12 protein-coding genes and 3 pseudogenes are annotated in these 16,299 nt (G+C 63.8%); 8 read left to right on the forward strand and 7 right to left on the reverse strand.

Annotated elements, in window-relative coordinates:
* The first annotated feature begins 110 nt into the window (after positions 1–110).
* On the forward strand, positions 111–986 hold the full coding sequence (locus tag U1R88_RS29680; RefSeq protein WP_068290111.1) for a DeoR/GlpR family DNA-binding transcription regulator: 876 nt from the start codon (positions 111–113) through the stop codon (positions 984–986).
* 94 nt (positions 987–1,080) lie between these two features.
* On the opposite strand, the pseudogene U1R88_RS29685 reads toward U1R88_RS29680, so the two are convergent.
* The 5 genes and pseudogenes from U1R88_RS29685 to U1R88_RS29705 all read right to left on the reverse strand — a co-directional run.
* Positions 1,081–1,347 (reverse strand): annotated as a pseudogene (locus U1R88_RS29685) (electron transfer flavoprotein subunit alpha/FixB family protein); the annotation flags it as partial.
* Between the two features lie 232 nt (positions 1,348–1,579).
* The gene (locus U1R88_RS29690) at positions 1,580–2,536 is read right to left on the reverse strand and encodes an ABC transporter permease (RefSeq protein ID WP_322434524.1); all 957 of its coding nucleotides are present in this window, start codon (positions 2,534–2,536) and stop codon (positions 1,580–1,582) included.
* A 3-nt stretch (positions 2,537–2,539) separates the two neighbouring features.
* Complete coding sequence (locus U1R88_RS29695; RefSeq protein ID WP_322434525.1) at positions 2,540–3,505, reverse strand: ABC transporter permease; 966 nt, start codon at positions 3,503–3,505, stop codon at positions 2,540–2,542.
* Positions 3,502–4,962, reverse strand: a complete 1,461-nt coding sequence (locus U1R88_RS29700) for a sugar ABC transporter ATP-binding protein (protein ID WP_322434526.1) — start codon at positions 4,960–4,962, stop codon at positions 3,502–3,504. Before U1R88_RS29700 ends, U1R88_RS29695 begins: the two co-directional genes overlap by 4 nt.
* A gap of 30 nt (positions 4,963–4,992) precedes the next feature.
* Entirely contained in the window at positions 4,993–6,012 is a 1,020-nt protein-coding gene (locus U1R88_RS29705; RefSeq protein ID WP_322434527.1) for an ABC transporter substrate-binding protein, read from the reverse strand.
* 144 nt (positions 6,013–6,156) lie between these two features.
* Here U1R88_RS29705 and U1R88_RS29710 point away from each other — a divergent pair.
* Positions 6,157–7,063, forward strand: a pseudogene (locus tag U1R88_RS29710) (SMP-30/gluconolactonase/LRE family protein).
* Positions 7,064–7,075: 12 nt separating this feature from the next.
* Here U1R88_RS29710 and U1R88_RS29715 read toward each other — a convergent pair.
* Positions 7,076–7,783: a GntR family transcriptional regulator gene (locus U1R88_RS29715; protein ID WP_322434528.1), complete on the reverse strand. Its 708-nt coding sequence runs from the start codon at positions 7,781–7,783 to the stop codon at positions 7,076–7,078.
* Positions 7,784–8,004: 221 nt separating this feature from the next.
* On the opposite strand from U1R88_RS29715, the gene U1R88_RS29720 reads away from it, so the two are divergent.
* The 6 genes from U1R88_RS29720 (at position 8,005) to U1R88_RS29745 (ending at position 16,100) form a co-directional block, all read left to right on the forward strand.
* Entirely contained in the window at positions 8,005–8,832 is an 828-nt protein-coding gene (locus tag U1R88_RS29720) for an HpcH/HpaI aldolase family protein (RefSeq protein WP_322434529.1), read from the forward strand.
* Positions 8,822–10,228, forward strand: a complete 1,407-nt coding sequence (locus U1R88_RS29725; RefSeq protein WP_322434530.1) for an FAD-binding oxidoreductase — start codon at positions 8,822–8,824, stop codon at positions 10,226–10,228. The genes U1R88_RS29720 and U1R88_RS29725 overlap by 11 nt, the downstream gene beginning before the upstream one ends.
* Before the next feature lie 277 nt (positions 10,229–10,505).
* A complete protein-coding gene (locus tag U1R88_RS29730) occupies positions 10,506–11,864 on the forward strand; it encodes an MFS transporter (RefSeq protein WP_322434531.1) in 1,359 nt (452 codons plus the stop codon).
* Positions 11,865–12,029: 165 nt separating this feature from the next.
* Positions 12,030–12,977 carry a dihydrodipicolinate synthase family protein gene (locus U1R88_RS29735; protein WP_322434532.1) on the forward strand — a complete coding sequence of 316 codons (948 nt, stop codon included), beginning with the start codon at positions 12,030–12,032 and terminating at the stop codon, positions 12,975–12,977.
* Between the two features lie 424 nt (positions 12,978–13,401).
* Entirely contained in the window at positions 13,402–13,875 is a 474-nt protein-coding gene (locus tag U1R88_RS29740; protein ID WP_322434533.1) for a hypothetical protein, read from the forward strand.
* A gap of 173 nt (positions 13,876–14,048) precedes the next feature.
* Positions 14,049–16,100 carry a sigma-54-dependent Fis family transcriptional regulator gene (locus U1R88_RS29745; RefSeq protein ID WP_322434534.1) on the forward strand — a complete coding sequence of 684 codons (2,052 nt, stop codon included), beginning with the start codon at positions 14,049–14,051 and terminating at the stop codon, positions 16,098–16,100.
* Positions 16,101–16,176: 76 nt separating this feature from the next.
* Here the strand turns inward: U1R88_RS29745 and U1R88_RS29750 are convergent.
* Positions 16,177–16,299, reverse strand: a pseudogene (locus U1R88_RS29750) (catalase (peroxidase I)-like protein); the annotation flags it as partial.

The raw sequence follows: 16,299 nt of genomic DNA on the forward strand, positions 1-16,299 counted from the left end.
CCGGATCTGGTCTGATCGTAGATTGCAGGTACGTGATCTGATGGTGGCAGCGACAAGCACGCAGGCTTGTGCGCTTGTCGGAAGGCGGCAGGAATAACCAAGGTAGAGCCATGGAATCAGCGACCAAACGAGTGGACATGGTTCCTGCAAAGCGCAGGGCGATCATTCTGGAGCATTTGCGGGCGAATGGCGCAGCCAGCGTACAGGAATTGGCTGATGCGACGGGCGGATCCCAATCAACCGCACGGCGCGATCTCGAATATTTGATGGAAAAGGGTTATCTTGAGAGAACCCATGGCGGCGCCCATCTGGTTCAGCCGGCGCGAGCAACCTTCGAGCGCGAGAATTCACTCAATGCTCAGCTGCAACGCGCCGAGAAGTTGGCAATCGGGCGGGAGGCTGCATCACGGCTGAGCGCCGGACACAGCGTCATCCTGGACAGTTCATCGACGGTGATGGAGGCTGTGCGGGCTGCGGCCGAGCGTGACCTACCGCTGACGATCGTGACAAATAGCCTCGAAATCGCGGATTTCGCCGCTGATATCAGGTCCTGGCGGACGATCATGCCTGGTGGAAGCATTCGCGCCGGCTACAGGCATCTTGCCGGAGAGCCAGGGGAGAGCTTCATTCGCACGCTGCACGCCGATCTTTGTCTCATGGGTGCATCGGCCGTCACCGGCACCCTCTTGACCGAGGCGTCATTGGAAGTGGCCTCGTTGAAGCGCGCCATGATTGCCTCGGCGGGACGCAAGATCCTGCTTGTCGACAGCTCCAAATTTACCTCGCCGAGCTTCTGCACTCTTTGCGAAGTTTCGGAGATCGACGAAATCATCACCGATGACGCGGTTGGCGATGAAGCCCTGGCGCCGCTGCGCACAGCCGAGAAACCGGTAACGCTGGTACCGGTGCAACGCTTGGACGGCAGGCCCCTTCGTCGCGCCGGCGGTGTGATGAGCGAAGCGATGGCAGCGCCAACTTTTCGGTAGAGAACGTCCGAGAAGCAGGCCTCTCTATCTTCAGGGGATCGCGTCCTATGCAGGGATAGCTGTTTCGATCAGTCAGCCATGCCGCCCGTTCTCCCTACTTGCCGAGCTTGGCGAGTTCGTCCTTGAGCTCCGGCAGGGCGATATAGAGATCGGCGACCAGGCCGTAATCGGCGACCTGGAAGATCGGGGCCTCTTCGTCCTTGTTGATGGCGACGATGACCTTCGAATCCTTCGTGCCGGCCAGATGCTGGATGGCCCCGGAGATGCCGACGGCGATGTAGAGGTCGGGGGCGACCACCTTGCCGGTCTGGCCGACCTGCCAGTCGTTGGGGGCATAGCCCGCATCGCTGACCGCGCTGCTTGTCGGGCGCATCATCTCGTTCGGGATTTTGGACAATACGGTCAAGATGGTCAAAATAGTGGCGCCGACCATCTCGGCTTCGTGCCACTCGACAATTCCGAACCCTTCCGCGCGGCGGTCGAAGCCAGGACACCCGTTTCCGATCCGAGGACGCCGGCTGTCCCATGCTGCAAGCTTCGCCGCGGGCCGACGGTGGACAACGCGACAAGGTGCCGGAAGGGCATATGCCTCTTCAGCGCCGTGGACCGGTGTTGGCCTGACCGCCGGCAACGGCAATCACGGCGACGATGACGAGCCCGGTCACCATCAGACGCATCCCCGCGTCGGCGCCAAGCGTGTTGAGCATGATCTGCAGAAACATCAGGAACAATGATGCCCCCCACACGCCCGCGACGCTGGCCTGGCCGCCGCCCACGGCGGTGCCGCCGATGACCACCACCGCGATGGAGGCAAGCAGATACTCATTGCCGATGTCGACCGAAGAACCGCGAAAATAGCCAGCCAGCAAGGCGCCGTTGAGGCCGCCCAGGCCGCCGCAGAGCATATAGGTGAGGCAGCGGATGGCGGCGACCGGTATGCCAGCAAGCCAGGCGGCCCGCTGGTTCTGACCGATGGCAGTGACGCTGTAGCCGAAGATCGAGCGGTGCAGCAGCACCGCGACGCCGATGCTGACGAGCACCGCGGCAAGCACGAAGAGGGGCAGGCCGGCAAGGCGCAGATCCGTGAAGGCGGCAAAGGCGGGCGGCGGCTTGATCTGCAGGCCGCGGCCATAGCTGATGTCGACGGATTGGATGACGAAGCTGGCCGAGAGGGTGGCGATGATGGGAGGAATCCGCAGGGCTGCGATCAGGAGATAGTTGATCGCGCCGATGGCGGTGCCGCAAGCGAGCGCGGCGCACAGGCCGAGCGGGATCATGGCATCCGAGCCGCCCATCACTTTCATCGCAACGGCGCTGGCCAGGCCGATATTGGCCGGCAGCGACAGGTCGACATTGCCGGGACCGAGCGTGATGACGAACATCTGCCCGATGCCGACCACGATGGTGAATACCGCCAGCGAGAAGGCAGCGTCGAGCATGCCGGCGGCGCCGCCCCCGCCGGTGGCGAGGATGGTGACGGCATAGACGAGGCCAGCGCCGATGAAGGACCAGATCCAGGGCAGGGTGAAGAGCTTGCGGACCGGATCCATCGCTCAGTTCTCCCGTTTCGCGATGAGCGCGCGCGCCGCCAGAATGACGATCAGGATGGCGCCGTTGGCACCGACCTGCCAATCGGGCGGGACATGCATGAAGCTGAGCAGCGAGGAGGAGGCGAGAGAGAGTGTCAGGGCGCCGATCACTGCGCCGATGGGCGAGACGCGACCGCCCACGAATTCGCCGCCGCCGAGGATGACGCCGGCGATCGAGAGCAGGGTGTAGCCATTGCCGATATTGGCATCGCCGGCCGTCGACAGCCCAACGAGCGCAAAGCCCGAGAGCACGCCGAAGACGCCGGCCAGCATGAAGGCCGCCACCTTGATCTTCAGAAGCGACCAGCCCGCCCGCCGGATGGCAGCGGGATTGCCGCCGGCCCCGCGCAGGATGGCGCCGTAGGCGGTGCGCTTCAGCCCGTAATGCAAGGTGAGGGCGATGATGACAGCTGCGACGATCGGCATCGGCACGTACGGCGTCTTGATGGTCATCGCTGCATGGAGCCAGTCCGGTGCCTTGCCGCCTGGCGTGGGGAGCAGCAGAATGGCCGCGCCCTGCCAGAAGAAGCTCATGCCGAGCGTCACCACGATGGACGGCAGGTTGCGCAGATGGATGAGAGCACCGATCAAGCCATAGACGGCGACGGCGCCGGTGATCACCGCGGCACCCAGCAAGGGGGTCTGCACCAGCCAGGTGGCGGTGACGCAGCCAATGAAACTGACGAAGAAGCCGAGCGACAGGTCGAGATCGTTGACGGTGATCACGAACATCTGGCCGATGGTGACGAGTACCAGCGGCACGGCTAGGTTCAACATCAGGTTGAAGCCGAGATAGCTGATGGCGCGCGGATTCAGCCAGCCGATCGCACCGAGCACGAGGATGAGGGAGATCGCAGGCAGCACTGCCCGCAGGAGCGGGCGCCAGCCGGCAATGCGGGCCGGAGCGGGGGCAGGGGAGGCGAGGCTCATGCGGCCTCCGTGAAGGAAGACTGGATGACCTTCTCTTCGGTAATCTCGTGGCTGGCGAGTTCGGCGACGATGCTGCCGTTTCGGAAGACATAGACCCGGTTGCAGTTCTCGAGTTCCTCCGTTTCGGTGGTGTACCACAGGAAGGTGCGCCCCTTGCGAGCCTCCTCGCGCAGGAGATCGTAGACTTCCAGCTTGGTGGCGATGTCGACGCCGCGCATGGGATCGTCCATCAATACGATGCGGGCATCCGAGGCGAGCGCCCGCGCGAAGAGGGCTTTCTGCTGGTTGCCGCCGGAGAGGGTCAGGATGTTATCGGTCATGGCCGGCGTGCGGATGCGCATGCGTTTGCGCCAAGTCTCGGCGAGTTCGGCTTCGCTCTGGCGGGAAATCAGCAGGCCGTGCTTGAGGGCACGCATCGAGCCGATGGCGATGTTGCGAGCAATCGAGGAGAGCGGAAAGATGCCGTCGCGCTGCCGGTCGCCCGCGACCAGGGCGGCCGGTGCGGTGACTTCGATCCCGGGTTTGCGCCTGCGTCCCGCCGCGAAGATGTCGATGAGCATCTTGGTCTGGCCGTGTCCGGCAAGGCCCGCAAGCCCGACGATCTCGCCCTGGCGTGCCACCAACTCGATGGCCGATCCCGCACCCGTAGGCCGGGCGTGTACGCAGATCTGGCCGTGCTCGGTCGCCGTCTGCATCCTGGCGCTGCTCTCGCGATGCTCCGCTCCCATGGCATTGACGAGCTTGTCGCGGCTGAATTCGCCGGCCGGTCCGTTCGCGACCACGGTGCCGTCACGCATGACCACGATGCGGTCGGCATTGTCGAGGATCTCGCCGAGCATGTGGGAGATCAGGATGCAGCTCAGGCCTTTTGCCACTGCAGCGCGCATATAGGCGAGGAGCTGGCCTGCCGTGTGGCTGTCGAGCGAGGAAGTCGGCTCGTCGAGAATGATGAGATGGAGCGGTGCACCCGTCACCGTAAAGGCGCGGGCCACTTCCACCATCTGCCGGCGGCCGATCGAGAGATCCTCCACCACGTCGCCGGCGGCGATGCCATGGCCGGGAAAGATCTCGTCGAGCTTGGCCTTGATCAGGGCGCCGGCCCGGCGTCGCCAACCCAGGCCGCGCAGCGCGCCGTGATTGACGCGGGTGTTCTCGGCCACGGTGAGATTGGCGCAGAGCGACAATTCCTGGAATACGCAGCGGATGCCGAGCGCATTGGCGGCCGCCACCGTATAGCTGGTCTGCTGCCGGCCCGAGATCCGGATGGTGCCGGAGGTGGGCGGCAAGGTACCCGCCAGCACGTTCATCAGCGTCGACTTGCCGGCGCCGTTATGGCCGACAAGCCCGATACACTCGCCGGGGGTGACAGTGAAATCGACCCCGGCGAGCGCACGTACAGTGCCGAACTGCATGGTCACGCCATCGAGGCGAACGATATCGGAAGGCCTTTGCGTCACCGATGAATCTCCGCCCTGCATCGCGGCCGCTTACTTCGCGGCCGCTTCGATGGCCTTGGCGACTTCGTCCTGGCCGTATTCGCGATTGGCCGCGCCCCCGGCCGGTGTATCGGCGAGATACTTGTCGAGCTCGCTCGCCCCGATCGTCAGGATGCCCATCGGCACCTCGTTGGGAACCTTCTTGCCGTCGAGGACCTGCTGGGCCACCCAGAAGGCGAAGGTCACCATGCCCGGCGCTTCGGAGGCCGACCAGGTATCATAGCCGCTGGCGCCACCCTGTTCCTTCCACCAGGCAAGCTCGTCCTGGCGGTTGCCGAGCATGATCAGCGGCAGGGGCCGGCCGGCGGCCTTGAAGGCCTGCGCTGTGCCGTAGCCATCGCCGCCCTGGTCGATCACCGCAGCGATCTGGGGCAGCGCGGGCAGGACCGTCGTCACCGCCTTCTGCGCCGTGGTCTGGTCCCAATTGCCGTTGACCTCGGAAACGATCTTGAGGTTCGGGTGTTTCTTGATTTCGGCTTCCACGCCCTTTGAAATGTCCGCGTCGATGCTCGTGCCGGCGAGGCCGCGTACATAGAGCACGTTGCCGCCATTGGGCAGGCGCTTGGCAACCTGGCGGACCTGCTCGGCGCCATAGGTCTCGGCGAGGTCCACCGTCACCTTGTAGGCGCAGGGCTCGGTGACGAGGCCGTCGAAGGCCACGACCACGATGCCGGCGTCGCAGGCCTGCTTGACCGCGCCGTTCAGGGCCTCGGGGGAGGCGGCATCGATGACGATGGCATCATAGCCCTGCAGGATGAGGTTCTGGATCTGGGCGGCCTGGGTCGGAGCTTCCTTGTCGGCCGTGGTGAAGGCGTCTGCGGCAGCAATCAACTTGTCGGCGACGGCCTTCTTGCCGACCTTGTCCCAGCTCTGCAGCATGGCCTGGCGCCAGGAATTGCCGGCATAATTGTTGGAAAGAGCGATCTTCTTGCCCGACGTGTCGGCAAGCGCGGGACCTCCCAGCAGGAGCGCCAGCATCGGCGCGACGACAAAGGCCAGCTTCGAATTCATGGGAGTCCTCCGGTTCGGTGCTCTGATGTTTTTCTTGCCTGCCAACGCAGGCTGCTTGCCGATGAACCTAAGGTACAATATGTCACGTGGTCAAGCGCCCGACCACAACGCGATAGTGGCGCCCTAGCGGAGGTGACTGTGACGATGTCTTGCTTCGAAAGTCTCGACGACCGTTTCCGGCGCCTGTTCGTGGGCACCGCGCAGCTCGACCGGCTGTATACGGGCTGCCGCTGGGCCGAGGGGCCGGCCTATTTCCCGGCGGCCCGTTCGCTGGTCTGGTCCGATATCCCGAACGACCGCATGCTGCGCCTCGACGAATGCAATGGCTCGGTCTCGGTATTCCGCCATCCTGCCGGCCATTCAAACGGCAACACCGTGGACCGGCAAGGCCGGCTGGTGACCTGCGAGCATGGCGGGCGCCGCCGTTTCGCGCACCGATATCGATGGTCGCGTGATCACGCTGGCGGACCGCCATGACGGCAAGCGCCTCAACAGCCCCAACGATGTGGTCGTGCAGTCCAATGGCGATATCTGGTTCACCGATCCCACCTATGGCATCGATTCCGACTATGAAGGCCACCAGGCCGAGAGCGAGCAGGGCGCCAACCGGGTATACCGCCTCGATGCGTCGGGCAAGCTGAGCGTGATGGCGGACGATTTCGTCCAGCCCAACGGTCTTGGCTTCTCGCCGGACGAAAAGCTGCTCTATATCGTCGACACCGGCCGCAGCCATCTGCCGGATGGTCCGGCCCATATCCGCCGTTTCGCCGTGGGCGAGAAGGGGGCGCTCGTCGACAAAGGGCTGTTTGCCGACTGCACGGCCGGCTTCTTCGATGGCCTGCGCCTCGACACGCAGGGCCGCATCTGGACCAGTGCCGGCGACGGCGTGCATTGCTACGATCCGGACGGCAGTCTCATCGGCAAGATCCTCGTGCCGGAGGTGGTCGCCAATGTCTGTTTCGGCGGGCCGAAGCGCAATTATCTTTATATCTGCGGGACGACGTCGCTCTACGGCGTCCGCCTGCCGGTCAACGGCGCCAAGACGTTCTAGGTGGCCGGCGCCCTAATCGTGTCGGGCGCTAGTGCCGATCAGGCCTTCCTGCAAGGCGCGGACATAGGAGTGCCGCGTGTTGAGGATATGATTGACCAGGATCGAATCGAGCTCGACGAGGTCGCCTCTCTCGAAGGCCGACATCATCTGTTGATGCTCGATATAGGAGCGGTCCTGTACGCCGGCGAGCGGTACCGAAAGATGGGTGCGCAACGTCGCAATGGGGCCGGAGACGAGGGCGTAACCGTCTTCGATGAAGCGATTGCGGCAATTGCGGATGAACGCCTCGTGGAACACGGTGTCGGCCCGCGAATAAGCCACGGGATCGGCCTTGGCCCTGGCCTCGTCCATGGCCGCCTTGGCGCCATTCAGCATCTCGATCGTCTCGGCACGGCGGCGGGCCAGCGCGAAACTGACGGCGCGGCATTCGAGCAGGATGCGATATTCGCAAAGGTCCACCAGGTCCTGCTCCGTGGGGAAGAAAACATAGCTGCCTTTCTGCGGCACGATGTTCACCATTCCCTGCAGCTGTAGCATCGAGAGCGCTTCGCGCACCGGCGTGCGGCTGACGCCGAGCTTGGCGGCGAGGCCGAGTTCGGAAAGCTCGCTGCCGAGCGGCAATTCAGAATCGATGATGGCTTGGCGCAACCTTTCGGCCACGGTGGTCGTCAGCGAGCGCGGTCGGTCGATCGACAGAGCTGAGGATGAAGCGAGCGACACGATGGGCGGTTCTCCCGGATTCCAGCTTTCCAGTATGCAAGATACAGCTCGAACCGGCAATGGGGAGTGAATTTCCTCGAGATGCATGCGCTGGCAACAAAAATATCTGAAGTACTGTACTTCAGATAAAGAGGCGTTTAAGTTGCGGGCAGCCTTGGTGGGCTCAGCATCCGGGAAGCCAGGGCATCGACAGGCCTCGTGCTACCCGACGGGAGGGGGAAGTGTTCAAGCCAAATCAGCTGAAGCGGCGCCTCGCAGCAGGGGATGCCCTGTTCGGTGCCTGGGTGGAGACGGGAAGCGCCACCAATGTCGAAATCCTGGCGCATCAGGGTTTCGACTTTCTCATCCTCGATCTCGAACATGGCCTGGGTGAGTTGCGCGATGCCGTCGACATGCTTCGAGCGGCCGAAGGGGGCACGCCCTGCATCGTGCGCGTGCCTTGGAACGATCCGATCATCCTCAAGCGCCTGCTAGACGCCGGCGCCAACAGCCTGATGATCCCATCGGTCGAGACGGCCGAGGAGGCCAGGGCAGCCGTCGCCGCCTGCCGTTACCCGCCGCAGGGACGGCGCGGCTATGCGGCGCCGCTGGTGCGTGCCTCGACCTTCGGCAAGGCCGCCGACTATATGACGCGGGCGAATGAAGAACTCCTGATCGTCATCCAGCTCGAATCCGCCGATGCCGTGCATCGTGCCGCCGAGATCTGTGCCGTGGAGGGCGTCGACGTGCCGTTCCTCGGGGTCAACGACATGGCCGGTTCGATCGGCATGCTGGAGCAGCTCGACAGGCCGGAAGTGCGGGTCCTGGTGAGCGAAGCGGAAAAGGCGCTGCTTGCCAGCGGCAAGCCGATGGGCACCGTCCCGAGCGCCGGTGCAAATTGGCAGTCCCTCATCGAGGCCGGCTATCGCCTGGTCCCGGTGGCAAGCGATGTCGGTCTCATGCGCGACGCCGCTCTGGCGGTGGTGCGCGAACAGGTGAAATTCCGCGAGGAGCGGACGGGCGTGGCGGTTCACTCCGCCCTGCCGATGGACAGGGCTTATGCTTACTAAGATGTCGGCAAATGCCTCCGCCGAGGCCATCCGTGCGCTGGAGGAGGCGCTCGGTCCTGCCGCGGTGCTTTCGGGTGCCGATATTCCCGAACGCAATCTCCAGGATTGGAGCACGCTCGGACCCGTCCGTCCGCTGGCCGTGGTCCGGCCGTCCGATGCCCAGGGCGTTGCGACGGCGATGCGGATTGCCGCTCGTCACGGCGTGGCAGTCGTGCCGCAAGGGGGGCTCACCGGTTTGGCCGGCGGCAGCCGCCCAGTCGACGGCGCCATCGCCCTGTCGCTCGAACGGCTGGTGGGCGTCGAGGAGATCGATCCTGCGGCCGCGACCATGACCGTGAAAGCCGGCACCACGCTGGAGGCGATCCAGCGGGCGGCCGACGATGCCGGCTTCTTCTTTGCCCTGGATCTCGGGGCCCGTGGGTCCTGCGCCATCGGCGGCAATATCGGTACCAATGCCGGCGGCAACCGCGTCATCCGCTACGGCATGACTCGCGACATGGTGCTCGGGCTCGAGGTCGTGCTGCCGGACGGCACGCTGATGACCAGCCTCAACAAGATGATCAAGAACAATGCGGGCTTCGATCTCAAGCAGCTCTTCATCGGGTCGGAAGGCACTCTCGGCATCGTGACGCGGGCTGTGCTGCGCCTGCATCCCAAGCCCAATTGCGTCATGGCAGCCCTGTGTGGCCTTGGCAGCTACGACAAGGTTCTCTCCTTTCTGACCAGCACCCGCCGCTGGCTGGGGCCGACCCTGTCGGCCTTCGAGGTGATGTGGCCAGACTATTGGCAGGTGGCGACCCAGCGTGTTCCAAACATCCGCCGTCCGATTTCCGGCGAGCATGCCTTCTACGTGCTCGTCGAGGGCATGGGCACCCATGAGGACGAAAAAGCGCGCTTCGATGCCCTGCTCGAGAACCAGATGGAAGCTGGCGTCATCGAAGATGCGGCAGTGGCGCAATCGCTGGGCGACGTAAAGGCATTCTGGGGCGCGCGAGACGCGGCGGCCGAGTTCAGGCAGGTGCTGGGGCCGCACAGTTCCTTCGATATCGGTCTTCCGGTTGCCGAGATGGATATCTATGCCCGCGCGTGCCGCGCGCGATTGGCGCGTGAGCTGCCGGGGTGCGAAAGCTATTTCTACGGCCACATTGCCGATGGCAACATGCACATCATCGCCTGCGTTCCCGGCGCGGCGCAGCAGCCTTACGAGGCGATCGACGACATCGTCTATGACCTCGTGCGCAGCCATGGCGGCACCATTTCGGCTGAGCACGGCATTGGGCTGAAAAAGAAGAAGTTCCTGCCTTACACGCGCTCGCCGGCCGAGCTCGAGCTCATGCGCTCGATCAAGGCTGCTCTCGATCCTCGCGGTTTGCTGAACCCTGGAAAGGTTGTCTGAGGCCTGGCGGAGCCGGGCCGTGGCGCAGCCACGACGGTTGCCATTGCGCATGCATATCATTCGGCGGACGGGGCGCAGGGCGTGCTTGCCTCGTCGGCACTTCGAGCCTGCGGCCGAAGCGAACTGCGCCACGCAAGCCGGTGCAGCCGGAGATAGGCGTCTGGCCCGAGGGCAGGGCCAGACTGCGCATCCTGGCAGCCTCCAAACGGGCCTTTCGGAAGATCACCCGACTTAAAACAGAACCGGCCACATGGGAAAGGCCAATGGGACGGAGACTATGATGACTATGAACAATGGCCAGGCCCACCTGGCCGGCCGCGACAGGTCCGATCGGGCATCGCTCGACCGCGCCATATCTCGGGCGAAATGGCGCATCCTGCCGTTCTTGATCCTGATGTATCTGCTGGCCTATCTCGACCGCGTGAACATCGGCTTCGCCAAGCAATCCTATCAGGCCACCACCGGCGTAACCGAAGCGGCCTTCGCCTTTGGCGCGGGTGTCTTCTTCCTCACCTATGCCCTCTTCGAACTGCCGAGCAACTTGATGCTGCACAAGGTCGGGGCTCGCAGGTGGCTGGCCCGCATCATGGTGACCTGGGGCGTCATCTCCGCGCTGATGATGTTTGCCTACAACGACACGACTTTCTCGCTGATCCGCGTCGTCCTTGGGGCAGCCGAGGCCGGCCTTTTCCCTGGCGCCATCCTGTATCTGACGCTCTGGTTTCCCAAGGAAGTCCGCGGAAAAATCCTGGCGATCTTCTATTTCGGCAGTCCGCTCGCCTTGATCTTTGGTGGGCCGATTTCCGGCCTGTTCCTCGACCTGGACGGCCTGTTCGGGCTCCATGGCTGGCAATTGATGTTCCTGATCGAGGGAGGCATCACCGTTCTGGTCGGCGTCTGGGCCTATTTCTATCTGACCGACACGCCGGCCGACGCCAAGTGGATGCCTGCCGACGAGCGCCAGGCCCTGACGGCCGCGCTTGCCGCCGAGCAGTCCGAAAAGGCCCATAGCGGGGAGATCGACTTCGCGCGTGCCGTTCGCAATCCGCTCCTGTTCTATTTTGCCGCCATCTATTTCCTGATCCAGATCACCGGCCTGGGTGTGGCCTTCTATCTTCCGACGCAGGTCGCGGCCCTGCTCGGCGTCAAGGTCGGCCTGCTGGTTGGGTGCATTTCGGCCATTCCGTGGATTTGTGCCCTGATCGCGGGCTTCTTCTATCCGGACTGGGCGGTGCGCTCGGGCCGGCGCCAGATCTGCCTGTTGTTTTCGCTGGCTGCGATCGCGCTCGGCCTGGTCGCATCCGCACATGCCAGCCCGGCACTGGCGATTGCCGCGCTCTGCCTCGTCACCATGGGCATCATGACGGCGCAGCCGATTTTCTGGACCTTCCCGACGCAATATCTGGGCGGCGCGGCGGCAGCCGGAGGCTTTGCGGTGATCAATTCCTTGGGCGCCTTGGGCGGCTTCGTCGCCCCCAACATCCGCACTGGTGCGATCACCTGGTCTGGCATCGACGCTTACGGCCTGTATGCCATCGCTGCAGCCGCGTTTCTTGCCTTCGTCCTGGTGCTTTTCATCAAACGGGTATCGGGCAGCCAGCCGCTCAGCGCGACGATCTCCCCTGTTAGGACGTGAGCGGGACAGCCCGGAGACTGAACAGTTCTCACCGCATGTCGCCGATGCCGCGCCGTTTGGAAGCGGCGTCGCTCGCGCCCGCCGGCCTTACCGCCGGCTTGCCGGACGACCAGGATGGCCGTCCAATCTCGTTGATTCCAAGATAAACACCCAGGCTGACACACGATGATGAAGAAAATCGAGGGCATCATTCCCGTCATGATCACACCGTTCACTTCGAGCGGGAAGATCGACTATGCGGGCGTGGCCAATCTGGTGGAATGGTATGTCGCAAACGGCTCGGATGCCCTGTTTGCCGTTTGTCAATCCAGCGAAATGCAGTTCCTGAGCCTGGAGGAGCGTGTCGAACTCGCAGCCTTCGTCAAGAAGGCGGCTTCAGGCCGGATCCCCGTCATCGCCTCGGGCCATGTGAGCGAAGATCTCGATGATCAGCTCACCGAACTCACCGCGATCGCGGCCACGGGTGTCGACGGCATCGTTCTCGTCACAAACCGCCTCGATGCCAAGAAGGAGGGCGGCACGATATTCATCGACGATCTCAATTGGCTGTTGCTCCGGCTGCCGAAGGACATGCCATTGGGTCTTTACGAATGCCCTGCACCCTATCGCCGTCTGTTGACGGATGATGAGCTGATCTTCTGCGCCAATAGCGGCAGATTTGTCATCTTGAAGCACGTGTCATGCGACCTCGATACGGTCAGGCGGCGCATCGAGCTCACCAAAGATACACCGCTCTCGGTCATCAATGCCAATGCAGCGATTGCTTTCGACGCGATCAAGGCGGGTTCGCGCGGTTTCACCGGGGTTTTTACCAATTTCCATCCCGATCTCTACAAATGGCTGCTGACCAAGAGCTCGGATAATCCGGCCCTCGCCGATGAGCTCTCGGTCTATCTCGCACTTGCCGCGATGGCCGAACCGATGGGGTATCCGAAACTGGCAAAGCTTTATCATCAGCGCATTGGTACTTTCTCCTGTACCGACAGCCGGACCGTGACTTTCGATATTCGCGAGCGATTCTGGGCGCTGGATGCGCTTATGGACAAAATCGTCCAAGGGACCGAAAATTACCGCGGGCGTATTGCGGCGGCCGAGCTTCTTCAGAACAGTTGAGATCGACGCGCGTTCCTGACCTTCACGGCATCTGGCCCGACGCGGTTCATACACGAATATAGTCGTGCGTCCGGCTTTCTCGGCCTCGTCGTCGCCAGGCTGCAACATCCTTTCGGTTTCCAAAGGAATCCGGCCTGGCGGCCCGGCGCGTGGCCTTTGACGAAAGCGGTCTTTGAAGATTTGAACGCTCCGCATGTCGGGGTGTCTTCCAATGCTGCCGGCTTGCCGAAGGTGTCCGCGCTGGAAGCGAGCCCGCCCTGGATGTCGCAGCACGAACCTGCCGGTCTTTGTCGTACTCCTCTACTACCCCAAGCCAGAAAATCGGGCCTATAAGGTCATGCTGGTGAGGTGGCTGGAAAAAGAATATGCTCGCGACAGAGCATGAAATGCCGCCGTTCTGGCCAATGAAATCTGGGAGGAGTTCGTGGTCGAGATCATTTCCAAGCGGGATGGCCCACGCCGGGAGGATGCTGCGTTCCGCAGGCTTCTTTCGGAAAATCGTGCGACCATTACGCGTCTTGCTGATCAGTTCAGTGCCGGCAGCTACTCTGCGAGCAAGGCGCCCAAGCCGAAACCGCAGCCCAAGGGGCTCATCTTCCACGACATGAGCACGAGCGCTCCCGCCGGCGAGCTGCTCGCCCGCATACGCGTCAGCCTGAACGGCCGCGTCATCATGGTGGATGAAAACACCAGCCGCCAGCTCCATCATCTCGGCCAGATCACGGCTCGGAACGGTGAGGAGACCTTCGTGCTGGCGACGAGCGAGAATGGTTTCTTTGCTCCTCTCGACGAGCCGATCGCGACGCTGCTCACCGATCTCGACAACCAGATCGTATCCGGCGTCCATACTGAAGAGTGGCTCATTGCCGAGATCGGCCGCCGGCTGGATCTCAAATGAACGCCGGAGCTTTGCTCTCGCCATGTCCATGGATCTTGCGAGGGCGGCGCATTCACGACGATCTTTCCATCTGCTGCATGGCGCCGGCATTATGCGTTTCGCGCGATCGCCGCCGCCCGATTGGAACTCCCATGAACTAGAGGTGCTACTCGAGAAAGCGATGTGAAGCACGCATGACACGCGATATCGATCTGGACGACATCCGCACCGGCGTTGCCCCACCCGTCCGACAGGCGCAGAACCTGTCCGTGGCGAAGCTCGACTATGACGAACGGCGGACCATGCGGGCCTGGGAGAATCTGCTCTCCGGTGCTTCGGACCAGGATCGCGCGCGTTCGCCGGTCCGCTCCCTCATCCGCGACTCCTGGCATCGCTGCGCCACCGGCGGGATCGACGCGCAGCAGAACGAGGCTCCCCTGAGGGGAGGACGCGACGAAGTCGAGCATCTGGCCTGTCTCAACCGCGAACTGCTGGAGGCGGCGCGCCGGTCCTTCTTCACGATCGGCCGGTTGCTCGAAGGCACCGGCGCCATGCTGGTTCTCGCCGATGGTGAGGGCACCCTCATCGATACGGTCGGCGACGAACGCACCTTGCGCGACGGCATGGATATCCATCTGGCGATTGGCGGCAAATGGACCGAGGATGTCGTGGGCACCAACGGCATCGGTACGGCGCTGTGGGCCGGCGAGCCTGTCTTCGTGCATGCGGCCGAGCATTTCTGCGCGGGCATCAAGGCGTGGACCTGCGCCGGTGCCCCGGTGCGTGATCCCTTCGATGGGCGCATCATCGGCGTGGTCGACCTCTCGGGCCATCCCGACATCTTCAGGCCCCACAACACCGCTCTGGTCGCGGCGGCCGCGCGCGAAATCGAGAAAGCCCTGGCCGACCAGCAGAGCGAGGAGCGCACGCGCCTGCTCGAAGCCTTCATCACCTCGGCACCGCGTTATCGTCGGTCCGACGGATTGATGATCGTCGACCGCCATGGCCGGGTGATCTACAAGGCCAACCTGCCCAGGCCGATCGAGGGGGGCTTCCTCGCCTCCTTCTCGGGCGCCCCGGCCCGCAGGCTGGTCGAACTGACGGGGGCCGACAGCCTGGAGGGGCTGGTCAGCCAACTGCCGCAGGAATTCCAGACCTGCCATGTCAACCGGCTGGAGCTGGATGGAGATCTGCGGGGAGCGGCGCTGGTGTTTCCGCCCGTTGCGGCGCCGAGCCTCGTGCCGGCCGTCAATCCGGCATCCACGCGTCTCAACGAGGCCCGGGCCGCCATCGTCGGCGAAAGCCCTGCCTTGCGGGCGGCCGTCGACGTCGCCTGCCGGGTGTCCCAATCCAGTGACGTCACATCCCTGCTGATTGAAGGGGAGACCGGCGTCGGCAAGGAGCTGTTCGCCAGGCTCCTCCAGCAAGGCAGCCGCTCGGGCACGAGCGCGCCATTCATTGCCCTCAATTGCGGGGCGATCACCCGTGAGCTCTTCGGCAGCGAGCTGTTCGGCCATGCACCCGGCGCCTTCACCGGTGCCAGCCGCGAGGGCAAGCCGGGTGTGTTCGAGCTCGCGAATGGCGGTGTGCTCAGTCTCGACGAGATCGGCGAAATGCCGCTCGATATCCAGCCCTTCCTGTTGCGCGTGCTCGAGGACCGCGTGGTGACCCGTATCGGCGACAGCCGGCGCCGGCCGGTCGACGTGCGGCTGGTGGCTTCGACCAATCGCGAGCTCAAGCAGGAGGTGGAGGCCGGGCGCTTCCGCCGGGATCTCTATTATCGCATTAGCACTGTATCGATCCGCGTGCCGCCCCTGCGCGAGCGCGGGGAGGACATCGTGCTGCTGCTCGATCACTTCAACCAGAAGATCGCTACCCGCATGCAGATGGAGCCGCTGATGTTCACGCCGCAGGCGCTGGACCATCTCATGGCCTATCACTGGCCCGGCAATGTGCGCGAGCTGCGCAACCTGGTCGAGAAGCTGCATGTGCTCAGCCATGGCGGCAGCGTCGGCGTCGCCGACCTGCCGGGGGAGATTATCCGTGGTGATGGCGGCGCACACGCCCCGGCTTCATTGCCCCTCGTGGGAACAGGAACGCTGGAGGACGCGGAGCGTCAGGCGATCCGCCAGGTTCTGGCTGCCGAGGACGGCAATCTGAGCCGGGCGGCGCGCCGGCTCGGCGTCTCCCGCCCCACGCTTTACCGCAAGCTCGACCAATATGGCATCCGCCGCGGTTTCATCTGAATTGGGCTGAGGCTGTTTCGCCTGCGGGCGGGGAGCGGCGCGGCGGTATGCCGATGTGCGCCGCTCCCTGTCGGGATCAGGCGAGATCGAAGCGATCTGCGTTCATGACCTTTGTCCAGGCGGCGACGAAGTCGGTCACGAACTGGCCCTTGGCATCATCGCTGGCATAGACCTCGGCCAGAGCGCGCAGCTGGGAGTT

Origin of the sequence: Labrys sedimenti, from assembly GCF_034424805.1 — a bacterium.
Classification (GTDB): Bacteria; Pseudomonadota; Alphaproteobacteria; order Rhizobiales; family Labraceae; genus Labrys; species Labrys sedimenti.